Source organism: Streptomyces sp. NPDC054956 (assembly GCF_053609185.1).
This window is the reverse complement of sequence record NZ_JBSGXB010000138.1, coordinates 1-18765: the sequence shown is the minus strand read 5'-3', so window position 1 is coordinate 18765 and position 18765 is coordinate 1. Positions and strand designations below refer to the sequence as shown.

The 18765-nt window shown below is 73.0% G+C and carries 19 protein-coding genes; 9 read left to right on the top strand and 10 right to left on the bottom strand.

Features of this window, described 5'->3' with window-relative positions:
- Positions 1–112: 112 nt before the first annotated feature.
- Genes ACWGDE_RS21665 through ACWGDE_RS21655 form a run of 3 tightly spaced genes read right to left on the bottom strand, consistent with a single transcriptional unit; the run spans position 113 to position 2999 of the window.
- Positions 113–907 carry an ABC transporter ATP-binding protein gene (locus ACWGDE_RS21665; RefSeq protein WP_453390631.1) on the bottom strand — a complete coding sequence of 265 codons (795 nt, stop codon included), beginning with the start codon at positions 905–907 and terminating at the stop codon, positions 113–115.
- Entirely contained in the window at positions 904–1965 is a 1062-nt protein-coding gene (locus ACWGDE_RS21660; RefSeq protein WP_453390630.1) for a FecCD family ABC transporter permease, read from the bottom strand. The genes ACWGDE_RS21665 and ACWGDE_RS21660 overlap by 4 nt, the downstream gene beginning before the upstream one ends.
- Entirely contained in the window at positions 1962–2999 is a 1038-nt protein-coding gene (locus ACWGDE_RS21655; protein ID WP_453390629.1) for a FecCD family ABC transporter permease, read from the bottom strand. The genes ACWGDE_RS21660 and ACWGDE_RS21655 overlap by 4 nt, the downstream gene beginning before the upstream one ends.
- A gap of 81 nt (positions 3000–3080) precedes the next feature.
- Here ACWGDE_RS21655 and ACWGDE_RS21650 point away from each other — a divergent pair, with 81 nt between their 5' ends.
- A complete protein-coding gene (locus ACWGDE_RS21650) occupies positions 3081–3710 on the top strand; it encodes an HAD family hydrolase (protein ID WP_453390628.1) in 630 nt (209 codons plus the stop codon).
- A 23-nt stretch (positions 3711–3733) separates the two neighbouring features.
- Here the strand turns inward: ACWGDE_RS21650 and ACWGDE_RS21645 are convergent, their stop codons facing one another.
- Positions 3734–3922, bottom strand: a complete 189-nt coding sequence (locus ACWGDE_RS21645; RefSeq protein WP_453390632.1) for a hypothetical protein — start codon at positions 3920–3922, stop codon at positions 3734–3736.
- Positions 3923–4194: 272 nt separating this feature from the next.
- Between ACWGDE_RS21645 and ACWGDE_RS21640 the strand changes: the two genes are divergently transcribed.
- A complete protein-coding gene (locus tag ACWGDE_RS21640; RefSeq protein ID WP_453390627.1) occupies positions 4195–4578 on the top strand; it encodes a cold-shock protein in 384 nt (127 codons plus the stop codon).
- Between the two features lie 56 nt (positions 4579–4634).
- On the opposite strand, the gene ACWGDE_RS21635 is transcribed toward ACWGDE_RS21640, so the two are convergent.
- From ACWGDE_RS21635 to ACWGDE_RS21620, 4 genes are all read right to left on the bottom strand, one after another.
- Positions 4635–5531 (bottom strand): 1,4-dihydroxy-6-naphthoate synthase, encoded by an 897-nt coding sequence (locus ACWGDE_RS21635; RefSeq protein ID WP_453390626.1) that lies wholly within the window; start codon positions 5529–5531, stop codon positions 4635–4637.
- The gene (locus ACWGDE_RS21630) at positions 5528–6256 is read right to left on the bottom strand and encodes a futalosine hydrolase (RefSeq protein ID WP_453390625.1); all 729 of its coding nucleotides are present in this window, start codon (positions 6254–6256) and stop codon (positions 5528–5530) included. The genes ACWGDE_RS21635 and ACWGDE_RS21630 overlap by 4 nt, the downstream gene beginning before the upstream one ends.
- A 13-nt stretch (positions 6257–6269) precedes the next feature.
- Positions 6270–6755: a DUF2771 domain-containing protein gene (locus ACWGDE_RS21625; protein WP_453390624.1), complete on the bottom strand. Its 486-nt coding sequence runs from the start codon at positions 6753–6755 to the stop codon at positions 6270–6272.
- A 367-nt stretch (positions 6756–7122) separates the two neighbouring features.
- Positions 7123–8505 carry an MFS transporter gene (locus ACWGDE_RS21620; protein ID WP_453390623.1) on the bottom strand — a complete coding sequence of 461 codons (1383 nt, stop codon included), beginning with the start codon at positions 8503–8505 and terminating at the stop codon, positions 7123–7125.
- Between the two features lie 327 nt (positions 8506–8832).
- Here ACWGDE_RS21620 and ACWGDE_RS21615 point away from each other — a divergent pair, with 327 nt between their 5' ends.
- The 5 genes from ACWGDE_RS21615 to ACWGDE_RS21595 all read left to right on the top strand — a co-directional run bounded on the left by ACWGDE_RS21615 (position 8833) and on the right by ACWGDE_RS21595 (position 14797).
- Positions 8833–9741 carry a DUF3027 domain-containing protein gene (locus ACWGDE_RS21615; RefSeq protein WP_453390622.1) on the top strand — a complete coding sequence of 303 codons (909 nt, stop codon included), beginning with the start codon at positions 8833–8835 and terminating at the stop codon, positions 9739–9741.
- 80 nt (positions 9742–9821) lie between these two features.
- On the top strand, positions 9822–11567 hold the full coding sequence (locus ACWGDE_RS21610; RefSeq protein WP_453390621.1) for an ABC transporter permease: 1746 nt from the start codon (positions 9822–9824) through the stop codon (positions 11565–11567).
- An 11-nt stretch (positions 11568–11578) separates the two neighbouring features.
- Positions 11579–12910 (top strand): ABC transporter ATP-binding protein, encoded by a 1332-nt coding sequence (locus ACWGDE_RS21605; protein WP_453390620.1) that lies wholly within the window; start codon positions 11579–11581, stop codon positions 12908–12910.
- A 17-nt stretch (positions 12911–12927) separates the two neighbouring features.
- A complete protein-coding gene (locus ACWGDE_RS21600) occupies positions 12928–13146 on the top strand; it encodes a hypothetical protein (protein ID WP_453390619.1) in 219 nt (72 codons plus the stop codon).
- 139 nt (positions 13147–13285) lie between these two features.
- On the top strand, positions 13286–14797 hold the full coding sequence (locus ACWGDE_RS21595) for an SPFH domain-containing protein (RefSeq protein ID WP_453390618.1): 1512 nt from the start codon (positions 13286–13288) through the stop codon (positions 14795–14797).
- Positions 14798–15003: 206 nt separating this feature from the next.
- On the opposite strand, the gene ACWGDE_RS21590 is transcribed toward ACWGDE_RS21595, so the two are convergent.
- A complete protein-coding gene (locus tag ACWGDE_RS21590; protein ID WP_453390617.1) occupies positions 15004–16047 on the bottom strand; it encodes a WD40 repeat domain-containing protein in 1044 nt (347 codons plus the stop codon).
- A gap of 76 nt (positions 16048–16123) precedes the next feature.
- Between ACWGDE_RS21590 and ACWGDE_RS21585 the strand changes: the two genes are divergently transcribed.
- Positions 16124–16828 carry a GDSL-type esterase/lipase family protein gene (locus tag ACWGDE_RS21585; RefSeq protein WP_453390616.1) on the top strand — a complete coding sequence of 235 codons (705 nt, stop codon included), beginning with the start codon at positions 16124–16126 and terminating at the stop codon, positions 16826–16828.
- A gap of 59 nt (positions 16829–16887) precedes the next feature.
- Positions 16888–17877, top strand: coding sequence for an aldo/keto reductase (locus ACWGDE_RS21580; protein ID WP_453390615.1), 990 nt, complete (start codon positions 16888–16890; stop codon positions 17875–17877).
- A 129-nt stretch (positions 17878–18006) separates the two neighbouring features.
- On the opposite strand, the gene thpR is transcribed toward ACWGDE_RS21580, so the two are convergent.
- Positions 18007–18597, bottom strand: coding sequence for an RNA 2',3'-cyclic phosphodiesterase (gene thpR / locus ACWGDE_RS21575; protein ID WP_453390614.1), 591 nt, complete (start codon positions 18595–18597; stop codon positions 18007–18009).
- Positions 18598–18765 lie beyond the last annotated feature (168 nt).

The following is an 18765-nucleotide window of genomic DNA, read 5'->3' as shown; positions in this document are numbered from 1 at the left end:
GCCCCGCCGGCGTTTGAGGCGCGGGGTCCGGGGCGGAGCCCCAGGGAACGGGGGAAGGGCGGGGAGGGGACTTCGCACCGCGCAGCGGGATACCCGCGGCCGGGCCGGGGCGTCAAGAAGGGGGAGCCCAGGGGGCCGAGGGGATGATCAGGGGGGAGCCCGTCACCGGGTCCGGGATCACCGTGGAGGAGAGGCCGAAGACCTCCTCGACCAGGGCGGAGGTGACGACCTCGGACGGCGGGCCCTCGGCCACCACGCGGCCCGATTTCATCGCCACCAAGTGATCCGCGTACCGCGCCGCCTGGTTCAGGTCGTGCAGGACCGCGACCACCGTCCGGCCCCGGTCGTGGTTGAGCCGGCGGACCAGGTCCAGGACCTCCACCTGGTGGGCGATGTCCAGGAACGTCGTCGGCTCGTCCAGGAGCAGGATGTCCGTGTCCTGCGCGAGGGCCATCGCGATCCAGACCCGCTGGCGCTGCCCGCCCGAGAGCGCGTCCACCGGACGGTCCGCCAGGTCCGACACCGACGTACGGGCCATCGCGTCGACGACCGCCCGCTCGTCCGCCTCCGACCACTGCTGCCACCAGTGCTGGTGCGGCTGCCGCCCGCGCGCCACCAGGTCGGCGACCGTGATCGCCTCCGGGGCGGACGGCGACTGCGGGAGCAGGCCGACGGTCCGGGCGATCCGCCGGGTGGGGAGGGCGGAGAGGGCCTCGCCGTCCAGGACCACCGCACCCGAGCGGGGCCGCAGCAGCCGTCCCAGCGCACGCAGCGTCGTGGACTTGCCGCACGCGTTCGGGCCGACGATCACCGTCACCTTCCCGTCCGGTACGGACAGGTCCAGGTTCTCGACGACCACCCGGTCCTCGTACGCGAGGGTGAGGGACTGGGCGGACAGACGGCTCATCGATTGCCTCCTGCGCGGCTGCGCGTGATCAGCCAGATCAGGTACGGGGCCCCGACGGCGGCCGTCAGGACGCCCACCGGGAGTTCGGTCGGGGAGAGGAGCCTGCGGGCGAGCAGGTCGCCGAGGACGACGATCAGCGCGCCCGTCAGGGCCGAGCAGAGCAGGGGGATCTGGGCCGTGCGCGTCATGCGGCGGGCGATCTGCGGCGCGAGCAGCGCCACGAAGTCCACCGGGCCCGCGGCACCCGTGGCCACCGAGGCCAGGACCACGCCGAGGGCGACGAGCCCGAGCCGGACCCGGCCCAGCCGGACGCCCAGCGCCGTGGCCGTGTCGTCGTCGAGCGAGACCGTGCGCTGCGCGCGGGCCGCCCACAGGACGCCGGGGAGGAGGGCGAGCAGGACCCAGGCCAGCGGGGTCGCGACGTCCCAGCCGCGGCCGTTGAGGGAGCCCGTCATCCAGATCTGCGCCTGCTGGGCCACCAGGTAGTCGCCCTTGGTCATCAGCAGCGTGGTCACCGACCGCAGGGCGATGGCGAAGCCGATGCCGATCAGGACGAACCGCGTCGCGTGCAGTCCGCCCCGCCACGCGAAGACGTACACGAGCGCGGCCGCGATCACCCCGCCGAGGACGGAGAGGTACGGGAGGACCGTGTACGAGGTGACGCCGAAGGTCAGCGCCGCCACCGTGACGGCGCTCGCGCCCTGGCTGACGCCGATGATGTCGGGGGAGGCGAGCGGGTTGCGGGCGACGGTCTGGATCAGCGCGCCGGCCACCCCGAAGGCCAGTCCGACGAGCAGGCCCACCGTCATCCGGGGCAGCCTCAGGGTGCCGACGACCAGGTCGTCGGGGGAGGGCTGCCCGAGCAGCACCTTCACGACCTCCCCGGGCGCGACGAAGGACTCGCCGACCGAGAGGTACGCGACGCAGACCGCGGCCAGCAGCAGGGCCAGGGCCAGTGCCACGACCGCCGCCCGGCGGTGCAGGAGGAAGGAGCCGCGGCCGGTGCGGGCGCGGAGGAGCGCGTACCCCGCGGGGACGACCCGCGCGTCGCCGCTCATGCGGCCACCACCTTGCGGCGGACCAGCGTGACCAGGAACGGGACCCCGATCAGCGCGGTCATCACCCCGGCCGGGACCTCGCCGGGCGGTACCACGATCCGCCCGAGCACGTCGGCGACGAGCAGCATCACCGGCCCGATCAGCGCCGCCATGGGCAGCACCCACCGGTGGTCGCTGCCGACGACGGCCCGCGCGATGTGCGGTACGGCGAGCCCGATGAAGGCGATCGGCCCGGCCGCGGCGACTCCGGCGCCCGTGAGCACGGTGGCCCCGAGGCCGCCGACGATCCGTACGGCCGCGACGTTCTGCCCGAGCCCCTTGGCGAGGTCCTCGCCCAGGGCCAGCGCGTCCAGGCCGCGCGCCACCGACACCACCAGGACGGCGCCCACCAGCAGGAACGGCCAGATCTGGTGGACGACCGTCATATCGCGCCCGGCGATCGAGCCGACCTGCCAGAAGCGGAACTCGTCCAGCGTGGAGGCCTTCGTCGTGAGGACGCCCGTGGTGACCGACACCAGCAGGGCGTTGATCGCGGCCCCGGCCAGCGCCAGCTTGACCGGCGTCGCACCGCCGCGCCCGCCGGCGGCGACGGCGTACACGGCGACGGAGGCGACGGCCGCGCCCGCGAAGGCGAACCACACGTACCCGCTCAGCGTGTGCACCCCCGCGAACGCGATGGCGCAGACGACCGCGACCCCGGCTCCCTGGCTGATGCCGAGGATGCCGGGGTCGGCGATCGGATTGCGGGTGATGCCCTGGAGCGCGGTGCCGGCGAGGGCGAGGGCCGCGCCGACCATCAGGGCTATGAGGGTGCGCGGGACGCGCAGCGTGCGGACGACCTCGGCGTTCGGTCCGCTCGCGCCCCGGAAGAGCGCGTCGAAGACCTCGCCCGGCGCGATGGCGCGGGCGCCGACGCCGAGACTGAGCAGCACCGCGCACAGCAGCGCGGCGACGCCGGCCGCCGTCCACGCGATGCGACGGGTCGTCAGGGCACGCCGGGTGGCGGTGGGTGCCGTGGAGACGGGGGCTGACATGTCACCAAATTTCACTGTCTGGTAAGGCAAGCCTCAGTCTACGTTCCCGTTCGCCGTGCCCCCGTTCGGCACAATGGGCGCATGAGCTCCGAAACGCTGCTGACCGTCGGATTCGACCTCGACATGACCCTCATCGACTCCCGGCCGGGCATCAAAGCCGCCTTCCAGGCGCTTTCGGCGGAGACGGGCACGTTCATCGACGCCGACAAGGTCGTCACGCGCCTCGGTCCGCCGCTGGACCAGGAGCTCGCGTACTGGTTCCCGGAGGCGGAGATCCCGGCCATGGCCGACCGCTTCCGGGAGATCTATCCCACACACGCCATCGAGCCGACCCCGGCGATGCCCGGCGCCCGCGAGGCGGTCCTGGCGGTCCAGGCGCTCGGTGGCCGCGCGATCGTCGTCACCGCCAAGTACGAGCCCAACGCCCGCCTGCACCTGGACCACCTGGGCATCGAGCCCGACGCGGTCATCGGCTGGCTGTGGGCGGAGGCCAAGGCGGGCGCCCTGCGCGAGTACAACGCCCAGGTCTACGTCGGCGACCACGTCGGGGACGTACGGGGCGCACGCGCGGCCGGCGCCCTGTCGGTGACGGTCCCGACCGGCCCCTGCCCGGAGCCCGAACTGCGCGAGGCGGGCGCCGACGTGGTGCTGACGGACCTCACGGAGCTGCCGGCCTGGCTGGAGGAGTACGCCCGCACGCGGACCGCGTAACCCCTCGCGCGACCCTCGCGCGACTACGCCTGCGACGCCCGGGCGGCCGCACGCTGCGCGGCCGCCGAGCGCAGCACGCCCGCGGCCGAGATGAGGAACCCGACGCCCATGAGCATGCACACGGCCCACGCGTAGGACGGGAACGGGTCGGTGTCCAGGAACAGCGGGGCCATCGTGGCGAGCGTGGCGACGGCGCCGAGGATGAAGACGATGCCGCCGGCCTTGACGAGCGCGTCGCCGGGGCGTGCCGCGTCGGGGTCGGCCGCGGCGGCGCTGGTGGCACGGCCGGCGGTCGCGGCGCGGGAGGTGTCCGCGTGCTCGGGCTGAGGAGTAACAGTCACCCCGCCAGGGTAGTTCCCTGGCCTGAGCGGTCATCCGCGAAGGACCGGGGAATGTCTTGTCCCCCGGATCCTGGCGATTAGCCTGAGAGGTGCGGGTCGGTGACCCGCTTCACACCCGACGAGCGCAAGGACAGAGGACGGACGTGCCTACCGGCAAGGTCAAGTGGTTCAACAGTGAGAAGGGCTTCGGCTTTCTCTCCCGCGACGACGGCGGCGACGTCTTCGTCCACTCTTCGGTGCTCCCCGCCGGGGTGGACGCGCTCAAGCCCGGCCAGCGCGTCGAGTTCGGCGTGGTCGCCGGACAACGCGGTGACCAGGCACTTTCGGTGATCGTCCTGGATCCGGCACCCTCCGTCGCGGTCGCGCAGCGGCGCAAGCCGGACGAGCTCGCCTCGATCGTGCAGGACCTCACGACCCTGCTGGAGAACGTCACGCAGCAGCTGGAGCGGGGCCGCTACCCCGACAAGGCGCACGGCTCGAAGATCGCCGGCATGCTCCGCGCGGTGGCCGACCAGATGGACGTCTGACCAGTACGCATGACAGTGCCCCGCCTCCCTCGAAGGAGGCGGGGCACTGTCATGTCCTACGGAAACGCCAGCGCGCCGGGGGCGATGGCCGGAACAAGACCCTCCGCGGCCGCCCGCGTCAGCAGGCCGCGCACCGCCGCGTAACCGGCGTCGCCGAGACCGGCCGTGAACTCGTTGACGTACAGCCCGATGTGCTGGTCGGCGACGGCCGGGTCCAGCTCCTGCGCGTGCGCCCGTACGTAGGGGCGCGAGGCCTCCGGGTCGTCCCAGGCCATCCGGACCGACGTGCGGGCGGCCTCGGCGAGCGCGCGCAGCGTGTCCGCGCCCAGCGATCGCTTGGCGATGATGGCGCCGAGCGGGATCGGCAGGCCGGTCGTGGACTCCCAGTGCTCGCCCATGTCGGCCAGGCAGTGCAGCCCGTAGTCCTGATAGGTGAACCGGGCCTCGTGGATGACCAGTCCGGCGTCCACGCGGCCGTCGCGCACCGCCGGCATGATCTCGTGGAACGGCAGCACGACCACCTTGCCGACGCCCTCGGGCGGCAGCACGTCGGCGGCCCACAGCCGGAACAGCAGGTAGGCGGTGGAGCGTTCGCTCGGGACCGCGACCGTCTTGCCGACGAGCCCCGCCGGCCCGGTGCCCGCCTCGCGCGTCAGGACCAAGGGTCCGCAGCCGCGGCCGAGGGCGCCGCCGCAGGGCAGCAGCGCGTACTCGTCCAGCACCCACGGCAGGACGGCGTACGAGACCTTCAGGACGTCCAGCTCACCGCGCTCGGCCATGCCGTTGGTGATGTCGATGTCCGCGAAGGTGACGTCCAGGGCGGGAGCGCCGGGGACCCGGCCGTGCGCCCAGGCGTCGAAGACGAAGGTGTCGTTCGGGCAGGGCGAGTACGCGATCCGCACCGGCGTGCGGAGCGCGGGCCCCGCGGGATCCACGGCGTTCACGGCGTTCACTTCGGGCCTTCCCAGGAGTCGAGTACGGGTCCCAGTGCCCGGAAGCCTTCGGCGAGCGCGGCCAGCGCGTCGCCGATCCGCCAGGCGGCGCGGTCGCGGGGGCCCACGGCGTTGGAGACGGCACGGACCTCCAGCACGGGCAGTCCGTGCGCGGCGGCGGCCTCCGCGACCCCGAAGCCCTCCATGGCCTCGGCGCCGGCGAGCGGATGCCGGGCCGCGAGGGCGGCCGCGCGGTCGGCGGTGCCGGTGACGGTGGAGACGGTCAGGACGGGCGCGAGCAGGGCCCCGGTCGCCTCGGCGGCACGGGCGGCGAGCTCCGCGGGAGGCAGGTGCACGCTGCGGCCGAAGCCGAGTTCCGCGACGGGGAGGAAGCCCTGGGGGGTCTCGGCCCCCAGATCGGCGGCGACGATGGCGTCGGCGACCACGAGGGAGCCGAGCGGGGCGGCGGGCGCGAACCCGCCGCCGATGCCGGCGGAGACGACCAGGCCGTAGCCGCCGGGGCCGGGCGCGAGCGCCAGGGCGGTCGCGGTACCGGCGGCCGCGGCGGCCGGGCCGACTCCGGCGACGAGGACGTCGAAATCTCCCCGGTGGTGGATGAGGTAGCCACCGGGGAGGGTGTGCGGCTCGGAGCCGGGGGTGTGATCCGGATGAGGGACCGGACCGGGCAGGCCGCCGACGACGGAGTCGGCCTCCGCCGCCACCGCGGTCACGACGAGCGCGCGCACCTGGGGTACGTGCTTACTTGAGCTTGATGGTGAAGGCCCACACGGCGACGGGCTTGCCCTCGCGGTCGACCTCGACGATGTTGAGCTTCTTCGAGGCGGGGGCCTCGCCCTGGCCGCCGGTGAGGAAGAGGTCGGCGCCCGGGAAGCTGTCGTAGGTGTTGGCCGACGGCTCGGTGATCTGCTGTCCGTCCAGGACCGCCTGCCACTTGTGGCCGTCCTCGACGACATCGGGCTCGACACCGAGGCGCAGGGTGTCGCCGCGGCCGTACTCGATGGTCTTGGTGTTCTTCGGATCGGCGAAGCACTCCTGGACCTTGTCGGCCGTCAGCTCCTTGCCGTCGCGGCAGGCGGCTTCGGCGGACACCGACGAGGTGCCGACCGTCACGGTCGCCAGCGGCGTCGGCTTGTCACAGGCGGAGAGGAGGAGGAGGCCGGCGGATACGGCTCCGAGGGCCGCGACGCTGCGGCGGCCCCTACCCGAGAAAAGCGGTGCGGTCATGAGCCGAAGGCTATCGGGCCGGTGCGATGCCTTGCTGCACGGGGTCGTGTGGTGCGGCGCCGTGGCGCAAGCGCCCCCGGCTGCGCCGGGCTTTCCGGGGCCGCCCCGGACCCCGCGCCTCAAACGCCGGCGGGGCTGGATTCCTCCGGCCGGGGCTGGATTTGCCCGGCCGGGGCCGGACTTTGCCGCTGTGCGGCCATTCCGGCCCCGCCGGCGTTTGAGGCGATCTTTCAGCCCCGCCGGCGATTGAGGCGCGGGTCCGGGCGGAGCCCGGGGAACGGTGGAAGGGCGGGTAGGGGACGGCCCCGCAGGGTCCCGGCTACGCCGCCCGGGGCGTGGTGGGGGAGGCCCCGCGCAGCGGCCGCAGCTACGCCACCCGGGGCCGGGAAGGGGTCGGGTGGTGGTGGCGGGGGGCCGCGAGGAAGCCGCGGACGGCCATGGCGGTGCCCAGGGCGACCACCGCCGCGGCGACCGACATGCCCAGGGCGCCGTTCAGGGGCAGGGCGATGCCGATCGCGCCGCCCAGGACCCACGCCACCTGGAGCAGGGTCTCCGAGCGGGCGAAGGCCGAGGTGCGCACCGCCTCGGGCACGTCGCGCTGGATCATCGCGTCCAGCGAGAGCTTCGCCAGGGCCTGGCAGAAGCCCGCCGTCGCGCCCAGGACGGCCATGAAGACCCCGCTGAAGAAGACCGCCGCGAGCACGGCCACCGCCAGCGTCAGGCACAGCACGGCCGCGATGATCGCCTCGGGCGCGCGCGCCCGGAGCCAGGCCCCGACGGCCGTCCCGCACGCGTTGCCGACGCCCGCCGACACGCCGACGATGCCCAGCGACACCGCCGCGCTCTGCCCGGCGAGCGGGTGCTCGCGCAGCAGGAACGCCAGGAAGAAGATCAGGAACCCGGACAGCCCGCGCATCGACGCGTTCGCCAGCAGCCCGCACAGAACCGGCCGGCTGACCGTCCGCAGCCCCGGCCGCTTCGAGTGGGCCTCGTGCGTGGAGAGCCGGGCCCGCCGCTCGCCCTTGGCCTCGTCGACCTTGTGGGGCAGCGTGAACGCCGCGAAGGCGCCCCAGATGAAGATCGCGCAGGCCCCGTACAGCGGCCACGGCGCCCCGATCGCGTGCAGGCCCGCGCCCACCGGTGCGGCCGCGCCGGTGGCCAGCAGCCCGGCCAGGGTGACCCGGGAGTTCGCCTTGACGAGCGAGAACTTGGGCGGGAGCAGTCTCGGCACCACCGCGCTGCGGACCACCCCGTACGCCTTCGAGGCGACCAGCACCCCGAGCGCGGCCGGATAGAGCTCCAGCCCGCCCGTGGCCACCGCGCCCGACATCATCACCGCCAGCAGCGCCCGGGTGAGCATCGCGCCGGCCATCGCGGCCCGCCGCCCGTGCGGCAGCCGGTCCAGCAGGGGTCCGATCACCGGGGCCAGGAGGGTGAAGGGGGCCATGGTGATGGCGAGGTACAGGGCCACCCGGCCGCGTGCCTCGTCCGTGGGGACCGAGAAGAAGACGGTGGAGGCCAGGGCGACTGTGATCATCACATCGCCGGCGCCGTTGATGGCGTGCAGTTCGATCAGTTTGCCGAGGCCCGATTCGCCCGCCCCGTGCGCGTGGGTGGCCCGCCGGATGCCGCGGGCCGTACCGGTGAAGGGCAGGTGCAGGGCACGCCCGATGGCCCGGCCGGCCCGCCTGGCCGGTCCCGAGCCGTCATCGGACGACCGTACGGGTGCCACCTGGCCATAGTGCCCCACGCGGCCCTCCGGGACCCGCCCCGGCGTGTCGCGGGGACGTGGCCGGTAGTGGGGTTGTCCGCGAATCGGACCTTGCATGTGGGCCGAAGCCTCCGGAGGAGGTAGCGTGCGTAGCGCGCCACCGGCGGTTGCTCCTGGCCGCGCGCCTCTTCGCGATCCCGCAGAATGGATCGCAGGTAGGTGCGCCCTGGAACCCGATCGGGCGCGGACGTCGACGCGGCCCTCTGGTCCGCTCCGCCCGCGCTACGTAGGGACAGCCGACGGGTCGTTGTGGACGACAAGTACGGACGGCGCACTCGTGAGACGGCGTAGGAGAGAACGAGACCTGTGAGTGCTGCGACGACGCGAAGCCGTACCCCCGACCGCCTGTGCGTCGAGGCGGTAGACCTCGCCCGCACGGCGGCCGAGGAAGCCGCCGCCCCCGGCGTGGTGGGTGAGCACGTATCCGCGGTCGCCGAGGGCGACAGGGTCGTCACCCACTTCTTCGAGTGCAAGGACCCGGGCTACCGGGGCTGGCGCTGGGCCGTGACGGTGACGCGTGCCTCCCGGGCCAAGAACGTCACCCTCGACGAAACGGTGCTGCTGCCCGGCGACGACGCGCTGCTCGCCCCCGAGTGGGTGCCGTGGAGCGAGCGGCTGCGGCCGGGCGACATGGGCCCGGGCGACCTGCTCCCGACGGACGCCGAGGACCTGCGGCTGGAGCCGGGCTGGTCGGGCGAGGACGCCCCGCCGCCGAACTCGGTGGTCTCCGCCGAGATGGCCGAGCTGGTCGAGGCGGAGGACGCCGACGTCACCGACCGCGCGGTGGTTCCCGTACGCGGCTCCATCACCGCCGTCGCGGAGGAACTGGGCATGCGCCGGGCGCGCGTGCTCTCCCGCTACGGGCTGCACAGCGCGGCCGACCGCTGGGACGAGTCCTTCGGCGCCAAGACCCCGATGGCGCAGGCGGCGCCCGCCTCGTGCGTCTCCTGCGGGTTCCTCGTCGCGATCGGCGGCTCGCTGGGCCAGGCCTTCGGCATCTGCGCGAACGAGTTCGGACCGGCCGACGGCCGGCTGGTCTCCCTGTCCTACGGATGCGGGGGCCACTCGGAGGCCGCGGTCATGCCGAAGCCCCCTCGTCCGGCGCCCCCGGTCCTCGACTCCATGGCCTCGGACGAGTTCCACCTCCGCCCGTCCCCGGACTCGGGCTCGGTCCCGACCACGGACGACGTCCCGCCGGACCTCGGCCACTCCTAGCCACGGGGGCCCGGGCGAGGGTTCGCCCGGTTGGGTGACCCGACGTGTGGGTGGCCGCAGGGCGTGATCCGCTGGTCGGGATGACGACCGATACGCGGCCACCGGCACCCCACACCGGCCAGGCGGCCCCCACCCGCACCCGCCTGTCATGGGTGGACTTCGCCGTGGCCGCCGCCGTCCTGGTGCTCTTCTACCTGTTCCTCCGGGTCGGCAAGGGCACCACCGTCAACTTCGACCCCGCCGACGTCCCCGACGTGGACACCGACCCCGCGAAGCTCCCGTACTACGCGGCCCGCAGCGTCCTGCGGATGTTCATCGCGCTGATCGCGTCGGTCGTCTTCACCTTCGGGTACGCCTACGCCGCCGCCCGCAGCAGACGCCTGGAGCGGGTGCTGATCCCGGCCCTGGACATCCTCCAGTCCGTCCCCGTCCTCGGCTTCCTCTCCGTCCTCGTCACGTTCTTCGTCGCGCTCTTCCCCGGCTCGCTCCTCGGCCTCGAATGCGCCGTCGTCTTCGCCATCTTCACCTCCCAGGCCTGGAACATGACCTTCGGGTTCTACGCCACCCTGACCTCCCTGCCGCGCGAACTCGACGAAGTCTCCCGCTCGTTCGGCTTCACCCGCTGGATGCGCTTCTGGCGCATCGAGGTCCCCGCCGGGGTCATCGACCTCGTCTGGAACGGCATGATGAGCTTCGCCGGCGGCTGGTTCATGCTCGTCGCCTCCGAGGCCGTCTCCGTCTCCGGCCACAACTACGCCGTCCCGGGCTTGGGCTCCTACGCCGGTACGGCCATCGGCGAGGGCGACCTCGGGAAGATCGCCTGGGTCATCGTCGCCATGGCCGTCACCATCGTCACCGTCAACTTCCTCTTCTGGCGGCCCCTCACCGCCTGGGCGGAGAAGTTCAAGAACGAGCAGTCCGAGTCCACCGACATCCAGCGCAGCTACGTGCTCGACTTCCTGCGCCGCTCCCACTGGCCCGCCCTCCTCGGCCGCGCCACCGCCCCCGTCCGCGAGTCCACCGCGCGGGCCGCCCGCGTACTGGGCCGGGACGACAGGGCGCTGTCCGTGGACCCGGCCCGCCGCCGGACCGGCGACATCGCCTTCGCGGTGGTCGCCGGGGCCGTCGTCCTGTGGGGGCTGTACGACCTGGTGGGCTACCTGCGGCGGGAGACCGGCCTCGGGGTCTTCGGGGAGCCGCTGCTGCTCGGGCTGATCACCTTCGTCCGGGTGATCGTGCTCGTCGCCCTCGCCACCGTGGTCTGGGTGCCGGTGGGCGTCTGGATCGGCTCCTCGCCCAAGCTCACGAAGATCGCCCAGCCGGTCGTGCAGGTGCTGGCGAGCTTCCCCGCGAACCTGCTCTTCCCCGTCGCCGTCTGGTTCTTCCTCAGGACCGGCCTGAACATCAACATCGGCTGCGTCCTGCTGATGGCCCTCGGCGCGCAGTGGTACATCCTCTTCAACGCCATCGCCGGCGCCATGGCCATCCCCTCCGACCTCAAGGAGGCCATGGACGACCTCGGCGTCCGCGGACTCCAGCGCTGGAAGCGGCTGATCGTCCCGGCCGTGTTCCCCGCGTACGTCACCGGCGGCATCACCGCCTCCGGCGGCGCCTGGAACGCCTCGATCGTCGGCGAGGTCGTCACCTTCGCCGGCACCACCCTCACCGCGACCGGCCTCGGCGCGTACATCTTCCACGCCACCGAGGCCGGCGACTACCCCAAGCTGATCGCCGGGATCGCCGTCATGAGCCTGTACGTCGTCGGGCTCAACCGGTTGTTCTGGCGGCCCCTGTACCGGCTCGCCGAGCGCCGGTACTCGATCTGAGGAGCGCGCCCATGACCACCACGATCGAGGCCGCCGCCACCCTCCTCAAGGCCTCCGCGCTCACCAAGGCCTACGCCGGCGCCGACGGGGAGCTGCCCGTCCTCGGCGGCATCGACCTGGAGATCCGCGAGGGCGAGATCGTCGCCCTCCTCGGCAAGTCCGGCAGCGGCAAGTCCACCCTGCTGCGCTGCCTCGCCGGCCTGATCCCCGCGAGCTCCGGCTCCGTCACCTACCGCGGCGAGGAACTGCGCGGCGCCAATCCGGGGACGGCGATGGTCTTCCAGACCTTCGCGCTGCTGCCCTGGCTGACGGTCCAGCAGAACGTCGAACTGGGCCTGGAGGCCAAGGGCGTGGACCGCGAGGCGCGCGCCCGGCAGGCGGTCGAGGCCATCGACCTGATCGGCCTCGACGGCTTCGAGTCCGCCTACCCCAAGGAGCTCAGCGGCGGCATGCGCCAGCGCGTCGGCTTCGCCCGGGCGCTCGTCGTGGAACCCGACGTGCTGATGATGGACGAGCCGTTCTCCGCGCTGGACGTCCTCACCGCCGAGAACCTGCGCGGCGAGCTGATGGAACTGTGGGCCTCGGACCGCTTCCCCGCCAAGGCGGTCGTGCTGGTCACGCACAACATCGAGGAGGCCGTGCTGATGGCCGACCGCGTGGTGGTGCTCGGCTCACGGCCCTACGGCACCATCAAGGAGACCTTCGCGGTGGACCTGGCCCGCCCCCGCGACCGGGCCTCCGCAGAGTTCGAGCGGATCGTCGACGCCGTGTACGCGGTGATGACCGGCCGCACCGCCAGAACCCCGGCCGCCAGCCCGCCCGCCAAACGGACCCCCGCCAACACCCCGCTCCCGGCGGCCAGCGTCGACGGCATGGCGGGCCTCGCCGAGATCGTGCTGCAGCGCGCCACCGGGAACGCCGGCGAGGACAGCGAGGACCTCGCCGACCTCGCCGACGAACTCGGCCTGGAGGTGGACGACGTACTGCCCCTGGTGGACGGCCTGGAACTGCTCGGCCTGGCCGAGGTGAGGGACCTGCACCTGGTGCTGACCGAGCGCGGCAGCGCCTTCGCGGGGGCCGACGTACAGGAGTCGAAGGAACTGTTCGCGCAAGGGGCGATGGAGGTCCCGCTCGTCCACCTGATCCGCACCACCCTGCAGCGTTCGCGCGGCGGCACGCAGCGGGCCGGGTTCTTCCGCGACCTGCTCTCGCACCACTACACGAGCGAGCAGCTGGAGCGGCAGCTGGAGACGGCGACGGACTGGGGCCGCTACGGCGAGCTGTACGGGTACCACGCGGACGCCGAGGAATACCGGCTCGACGAGGATCCCGGCCGGGGATAGCCGCGTACGCTCGGCCCATGGGGGAATCGGACATGGTGGGACTGGACGGCCGGGTCAGCGGGACGGTCGGGCCGGGGCTGGTGGGCGAGGTCATCGTGCGGATCAGGGGCGGGGCCGAGCACTTCCTCGCGTACCCGGCCGCGGGAACGGGGCGGCTCGCCGTCGGGACCGTGGTGACGGTGGTCGAGTACCTGCCGCCGCGCACGGTGTACGTGATGGCCGCGTACGGCGACTGACGGGCGGTCCGGCGGCACCCGCGACCTCCTCGTATCAAGATGGCGACAAGATTCCGCCGTCGTCTTCACGCCGCTCCTACGCGGGCGCACACTCGCCTTCTCGGTGGCGAACGCCGCCGTGGAATAAGGGGAGTTGCCGATGCCTATCGGCGTATTGGCAGGCATTGTCGTAGGCGCGATCGCCATCCTGATCGGCCTGTTCAAGCTCATGTGGCGGGTGGCCGAACCCAACGAGGCCCTGGTCATCTCCGGCTCCGCGCACAAGACGGAGGGCCTCTCGGAGGGCATGGGGTTCCGGATCGTCACCGGGCGCGGAACGCTCGTGGTGCCCGGGGTGCAGGCGGTGCGGAAGATGTCCCTGGACCTCAACGAGACGCAGCTGCTGGTGGACTGCGTCACCCACCAGGGCATCCCGCTGCGGGTCAAGGGCGTGGTGATCTTCAAGGTGGGCGACGACTTCGTGTCCATCGCCAACGCCGCCCGCCGCTTCCTGGACCAGCAGAAGATGATGTCCGAGCGCGTGCACATCGTCTTCGCGGGCCATCTGCGGTCCATCGTGGGCGGGTTGACGGTCGAGGACATGATCCGCGACCGCGAGAAGCTGACCGGGCAGACCCGGGCGGCGTGCGGTACGGAGATGGAGAAGCTCGGCCTGATCGTCGACTCCCTCCAGATCCACGAGATCGAGGACCCGACGGGCTACATCAAGAACCTGGCGATGCCGCACGCGGCCGCCGTCCAGCGGGACGCGCGGATCGCCCAGGCGGACGCCAACCTGCGGGCCACCGAAGCCGAACAGGCCGCCTTCGCGCGGATGTCGGAGGCCACCCGGGACAGCGAGATCCTCCAGGCCGGCTACCAGGCCGAGCGCGACAAGGCGGCCGCGACGGCCCGCCAGGCGGGCCCGCTGTCCGAGGCGGCGGCGCGCCAGGAGGTCGTCGTCCAGGAGACCCGGGTCGCGGAGCTGGAGGCGCAGCGGCGCGAGCAGCAGCTGCAGGCGGACGTACGCAAGCCCGCGGACGCGGCGGCGTACGAGACCCGGACCCGCGCCGAGGCCGAGCGCGACGCGCGGATCTCGGCGGCGCAGGCCAAGGCGAAGGAGACGGAGCTGGCGGCCGCGGCCGAGGCGACCCGCGTGACCACGGCCGCGAAGGCCGACGCGCAGGCCACCGAGGCACGGGGCCTGGCGGCGGCGACGGCGACCCGCGCGACCGGCGAGGCGGAGGCGGCGGCCACGCAGGCCAAGGGGCTCGCGCAGGCGGCGTCCGCCAAGGCGAACGGTTTGGCGCAGGCGGAATCGGCGAAGGCGAAGGGCCTCGCGGAGGCGGAAGCGATCAAGGCGCGGGCCGCCGCGCTGGCGGAGAACCAGGAGGCGGTGGTCGCGCAGCAGCTGGCCGAGAACTGGCCGGCGATCGTGGAGGCGGGGGCGGGTGCGTTCGGCAACGTCGAGCACATGATCCTCCTGAACGGGGCGGAGGGCATGTCGGAGATGTTCGCGAAGGCCCTGACGATGGGCGGCACGGGCCTCGGCCTGGCCCGCCAGCTCCTGGCCTCGATGTCGCAGCCGCCGGCGCCCCCGACCCCGGACCCGACTCCGGTGAACGGCGCCTCCCCGGCGACCTCCCAGCAGATCCCGATCCAGGGCGCGTAGCCCTCCGGGGGTGGCGGCGCCGTGCCCAACCTGCGGCGCCGCCGCACGGGGTCCGGGGCGGAGCCCCAGGGGGTCCGGGCGGAGTCCGGGACCCCTTCAGCCCGTCCGGCGTTTGAGGACCGGGTCCGGGCGGAGTCCGGGGAACGGGGGAAGGGTGGGTAGGGGAGAGCCGCCCGCAGGGCCTGGCTGTCGCGGCCCGGGCCGGGTCAGCGGCGGGAGGGCCGGCGGCCCAGGATCCGCTTCGCGGCGAGGATCAGGGCCGTGGCCAGGACGAGCACGAAGGCGCCCTTCGTGAAGCTTCCGCCACCCTGGACCGGCTGGGCCGAACCCGGCCCGGGTGCGCCCGAGGCAGAGGACGACGGCACCGCCGACGGCACCACCGGCGCGACCGGGATCGCCACCACCTTGCTCCCCACCCCCTCCGCACCCAACATCAGCGCAGAGCCGTCCGCCGAGTACGTCACCGACTCCGCCTGCCCCTGCCAAGGCGCCGCCACCTGCTCCCCGTCCCCGGCGAGCCGCCCGTCCTTCCAGGGATAGGTCTTCGCCCACAGGTACCCGCGCAGCGCGAGCCGCCCCCCGTCGGGGGAGAACGCCCCGTCGGTGACCCACGGCACGTCCCCGATCCGCCGGAACGTGTTCGTACCGGAGGTGGAGAGCGTCTCCGGACCCTCGTAGAGCCCGCCCGCCTTCTCGTCCTTGCTCGCGATGTACACCCGCCCGGTGACCGGATGGACCATCAGCGCCTCCGCGTTGCGCGGCCCGTCGGCGTACTTCACCGTGAACTGCTCGGCCTTGAGCGTGGCGTCCCCGAGGGTCTTCGGCTCGGGGAAGCGGTAGATCCACACGTGGTCCCAGGAGCCGCCGAGGTTGTCCCCGATGTCGCCGACGTACAGCTGCCCGTCCGGCCCCAGGGAGATCGCCTCGACGTCGCGCGGCCGCCCGATGCCCGTCAGCGTGATCCGGGCGACCGTCTTGCCGGTCGCCGAGTCCACGGCGTACACGTACGGGCCGTCGTCGCTGTCGTTGTGCGTCCAGTACACGCCGGGGTGGATCCGGCTGGCCGCGAGCCCGCTCGACTCCTTGATCCGGGGGTCGGTGATGGTGAACCCGGACGCGCCCGGGCTCGCGGCGGCCGGGGCCGCGTGGGCCGCCGGGACGAGGGCGAAACCGGTGGCGGCGACGACGGCGGAGGCGGCGGCAATGCCGGCGGCGGTGGCGGCGGTCGACGGAAGCAGGCGCAGGCGCATGCCCCAAGCCTGCCAGCCCGCACGGAGTGTCCGGCATCACAGGGGTTCCGGTCGCGTGATCCGCGATGATGACCGGATGCGTTTCATGTTCGTCGGCGATTCCATGACCATCGGACGCGCCGGCGACTACACCTGGCGCTACCGGATGTGGCAGCACCTCAACGCGACCTTCGGCGGCCCGTACCAGATCGTCGGCCCGCGCCGGGAGCTGTACGACACCTTCGCGGACGCGCCCACCAGCCACGAGTACGCCGACCCCGGCTTCCCCGAGCACGCCCGCCGCCACCTGGCCGGCTGGGGCGAGGGCTGGCAGCACATGGCCCCGCTCATCGGGCCCGCCGCAGGTGCCGGCAAGGCCGACGTGCTGCTCGTCTCCCTCGGCCTGATCGACCTGGGCTTCTACACCGAGGCCGAGGGCACCGCCGCCAACGCCCGCCGCTTCATCGCCGAGGCCCGCGCCGCCCGGCCCGGCATCCGGATGGTGCTGATGCCGGTCATCCCCAACGTCCGGGCCCAGGACGACGCGCCCTTCGCGGCGCAGGTCGCGCTCTTCAACGAGCTGCTCGCGAAGGCCGTCGCCGACCTGTCGACCCCCGCCTCGCCGATCCTGCTGGCCGCGCGCCCGGACTCGTACGAACTCCACCTCGACACCTACGACGGCACGCACCCCAACGCCTCCGGGGAGCACCGCCTCGCGGGGGAGTTCGCGGCGGTCCTGCACCAGGCATGGGGCATCGGCGGCCCGTACCGGCCGCGGCGAGACTCCCACCAGGACTCGTAACACGCCCTTCACGGAGGGGTCTTGCTTCGAGCGCACTCCAAGCAGTTGGCTAGTGGCCCATGAAGTACACGCAGCTCGGACGCACCGGCCTCAAGGTCAGCCGACTTGTACTCGGCACCATGAACTTCGGCCCCCAGACGGGGGAACCCGAAAGCCACGCCCTCATGGACACGGCCCTCGACGCAGGCATCAACTTCTTCGACACCGCCAATGTGTACGGGTGGGGTGAGAACAAGGGCCGCACCGAAGAGATCATCGGCACCTGGTTCGGCCAGGGCGGCGGCCGCCGCGAGAAGACGGTCCTCGCCACCAAGGTCTACGGGAGCATGGCCGCCGAAGGCGACCCGTGGCCCAACTACGACCGCCTGTCGGCGCTGAACATCCGGCGGGCCGTCGAGGCCAGCCTCAAGCGGCTCAACACCGACCACATCGACGTGTACCAGTTCCACCACGTGGACCGGAACACCCCCTTCGAGGAGATCTGGCAGGCCGTCGAGGTCCTGATCCAGCAGGGCAAGATCCTCTACGCGGGCTCCTCGAACTTCCCCGGCTGGAAGATCGCCCAGGCGAACGAGACCGCGGCGCGGTCCGGGCGGCTCGGCCTCGTCAGCGAGCAGTGCCTCTACAACCTCGCCGAGCGGCGCGCGGAGATGGAGGTCATCCCGGCCGCCGAGGCGTACGGGCTCGGCGTCATCCCGTGGTCCCCGCTCCACGGCGGACTGCTGGGCGGAGCCATCCGCAAGTCGGCGGACTCGGGGCGCACCGCGAGCGGCCGCTCGGCGGACGCGCTGGCGAACAGCTCCGTACGGGCGCAGGTGCAGGCGTACGAGGACCTGCTGGACAAGCACGGCCTGGAGCCCGGCGAGGTGGCCCTGGCCTGGCTGCTGACCCGGCCCGGGGTCACCGGCCCGATCGTCGGGCCGCGTACGCCGGAGCAGCTCGCGTCCGCGCTGCGGGCGGTGGAGCTGGAGCTGTCGCAGGAGGTGCTGGACGGGCTGGACGAGGTCTTCCCGGGGCCGGGAGCGTCTCCGGAGGCCTTCGCCTGGTAGCCGGCGCCGCGTCGCCGCGGCGGCCGGGAGCTACTGCCCGACGGCGGCGGCCACGGCGACGACGACGAACATCAGCACGAGCACGCCGGCCATGACACGGTTTCTGGTCTTGGGATCCACCCGTCGAGCCTAACGCGACCGGGCCCGCCCTTCGTACGGAGGGGCGGGCTCTCCCAGTTCCCAGGAGCCGACGACCTCGTACCGGGGCTGCTCCCCGGGCACGCCGGACACGGGCAGGTTGCTGCGGACCAGGCAGAGCTCGCCGACGTGCCAGGCGGTGCCCTCGAAGGAGGCCAGCCGCTCGCAGTAGGGCCGTACGTCGTCCGCCTCGTCGCGGAGCCGGCCGAGGGTGAGGTGGGGCGTGTACCGGTGGTGCTGGTCCATGGGCACCCCGGAGCGGCGCGCGGCGGCGTCGGCGCGCTCGGCGAGCATCCGCAGGGAGTCCAGGTCCCCGGCGGCGCCCGCCCACAGCGAGCGGTGGCCGAAGTGGCCGGAGCCGTGGATCCGGAGCGGGAAGGACGAGGAGCGGGCGGCGGCGCGGGCGAGGCGGGTGTGCAGCTCGGGGAGGACCTCGTCGTGGACCTCGCCCATGAAGGCGAGCGTGAAGTGCCACCCCGCTTGCGCGGTCCACCGCATCCGGCCGTCGCGGATCGCATCCACGGCCCGGGCCAGTTCCGCGACGGCGGCCTCGGGCGGCATGACGGCTGCGAACAGTCTCATGGCCCGAGCGTAGCGACTCCGTCCGGCTGGGGCGCCGCTGCACGGGAGGCAAAGATCGCCTCAAACGCCGGTGGGGCTGGATGAATACAGCCCCACCCGCTGTCTCTTATACACAAATACCAGCCCACCAGACACCATTGCAACTCGGATTCCGTGTTGTGCTTGAAA

Coding starts and splice junctions, on each gene's coding strand:
- ACWGDE_RS21605 (WP_453390620.1), top strand. CDS start 11,579: ATGACCACCACGATCGAGGCCGCCGCCACCCTCCTCAAGGCCTCCGCG.
- ACWGDE_RS21595 (WP_453390618.1), top strand. CDS start 13,286: ATGCCTATCGGCGTATTGGCAGGCATTGTCGTAGGCGCGATCGCCATC.
- ACWGDE_RS21650 (WP_453390628.1), top strand. CDS start 3,081: ATGAGCTCCGAAACGCTGCTGACCGTCGGATTCGACCTCGACATGACC.
- ACWGDE_RS21660 (WP_453390630.1), bottom strand. CDS start 1,965: ATGAGCGGCGACGCGCGGGTCGTCCCCGCGGGGTACGCGCTCCTCCGC.
- thpR (WP_453390614.1), bottom strand. CDS start 18,597: ATGAGACTGTTCGCAGCCGTCATGCCGCCCGAGGCCGCCGTCGCGGAA.
- ACWGDE_RS21585 (WP_453390616.1), top strand. CDS start 16,124: ATGCGTTTCATGTTCGTCGGCGATTCCATGACCATCGGACGCGCCGGC.
- ACWGDE_RS21590 (WP_453390617.1), bottom strand. CDS start 16,047: ATGCGCCTGCGCCTGCTTCCGTCGACCGCCGCCACCGCCGCCGGCATT.
- ACWGDE_RS21600 (WP_453390619.1), top strand. CDS start 12,928: ATGGGGGAATCGGACATGGTGGGACTGGACGGCCGGGTCAGCGGGACG.
- ACWGDE_RS21580 (WP_453390615.1), top strand. CDS start 16,888: ATGAAGTACACGCAGCTCGGACGCACCGGCCTCAAGGTCAGCCGACTT.
- ACWGDE_RS21665 (WP_453390631.1), bottom strand. CDS start 907: ATGAGCCGTCTGTCCGCCCAGTCCCTCACCCTCGCGTACGAGGACCGG.
- ACWGDE_RS21655 (WP_453390629.1), bottom strand. CDS start 2,999: ATGTCAGCCCCCGTCTCCACGGCACCCACCGCCACCCGGCGTGCCCTG.
- ACWGDE_RS21610 (WP_453390621.1), top strand. CDS start 9,822: ATGACGACCGATACGCGGCCACCGGCACCCCACACCGGCCAGGCGGCC.
- ACWGDE_RS21625 (WP_453390624.1), bottom strand. CDS start 6,755: ATGACCGCACCGCTTTTCTCGGGTAGGGGCCGCCGCAGCGTCGCGGCC.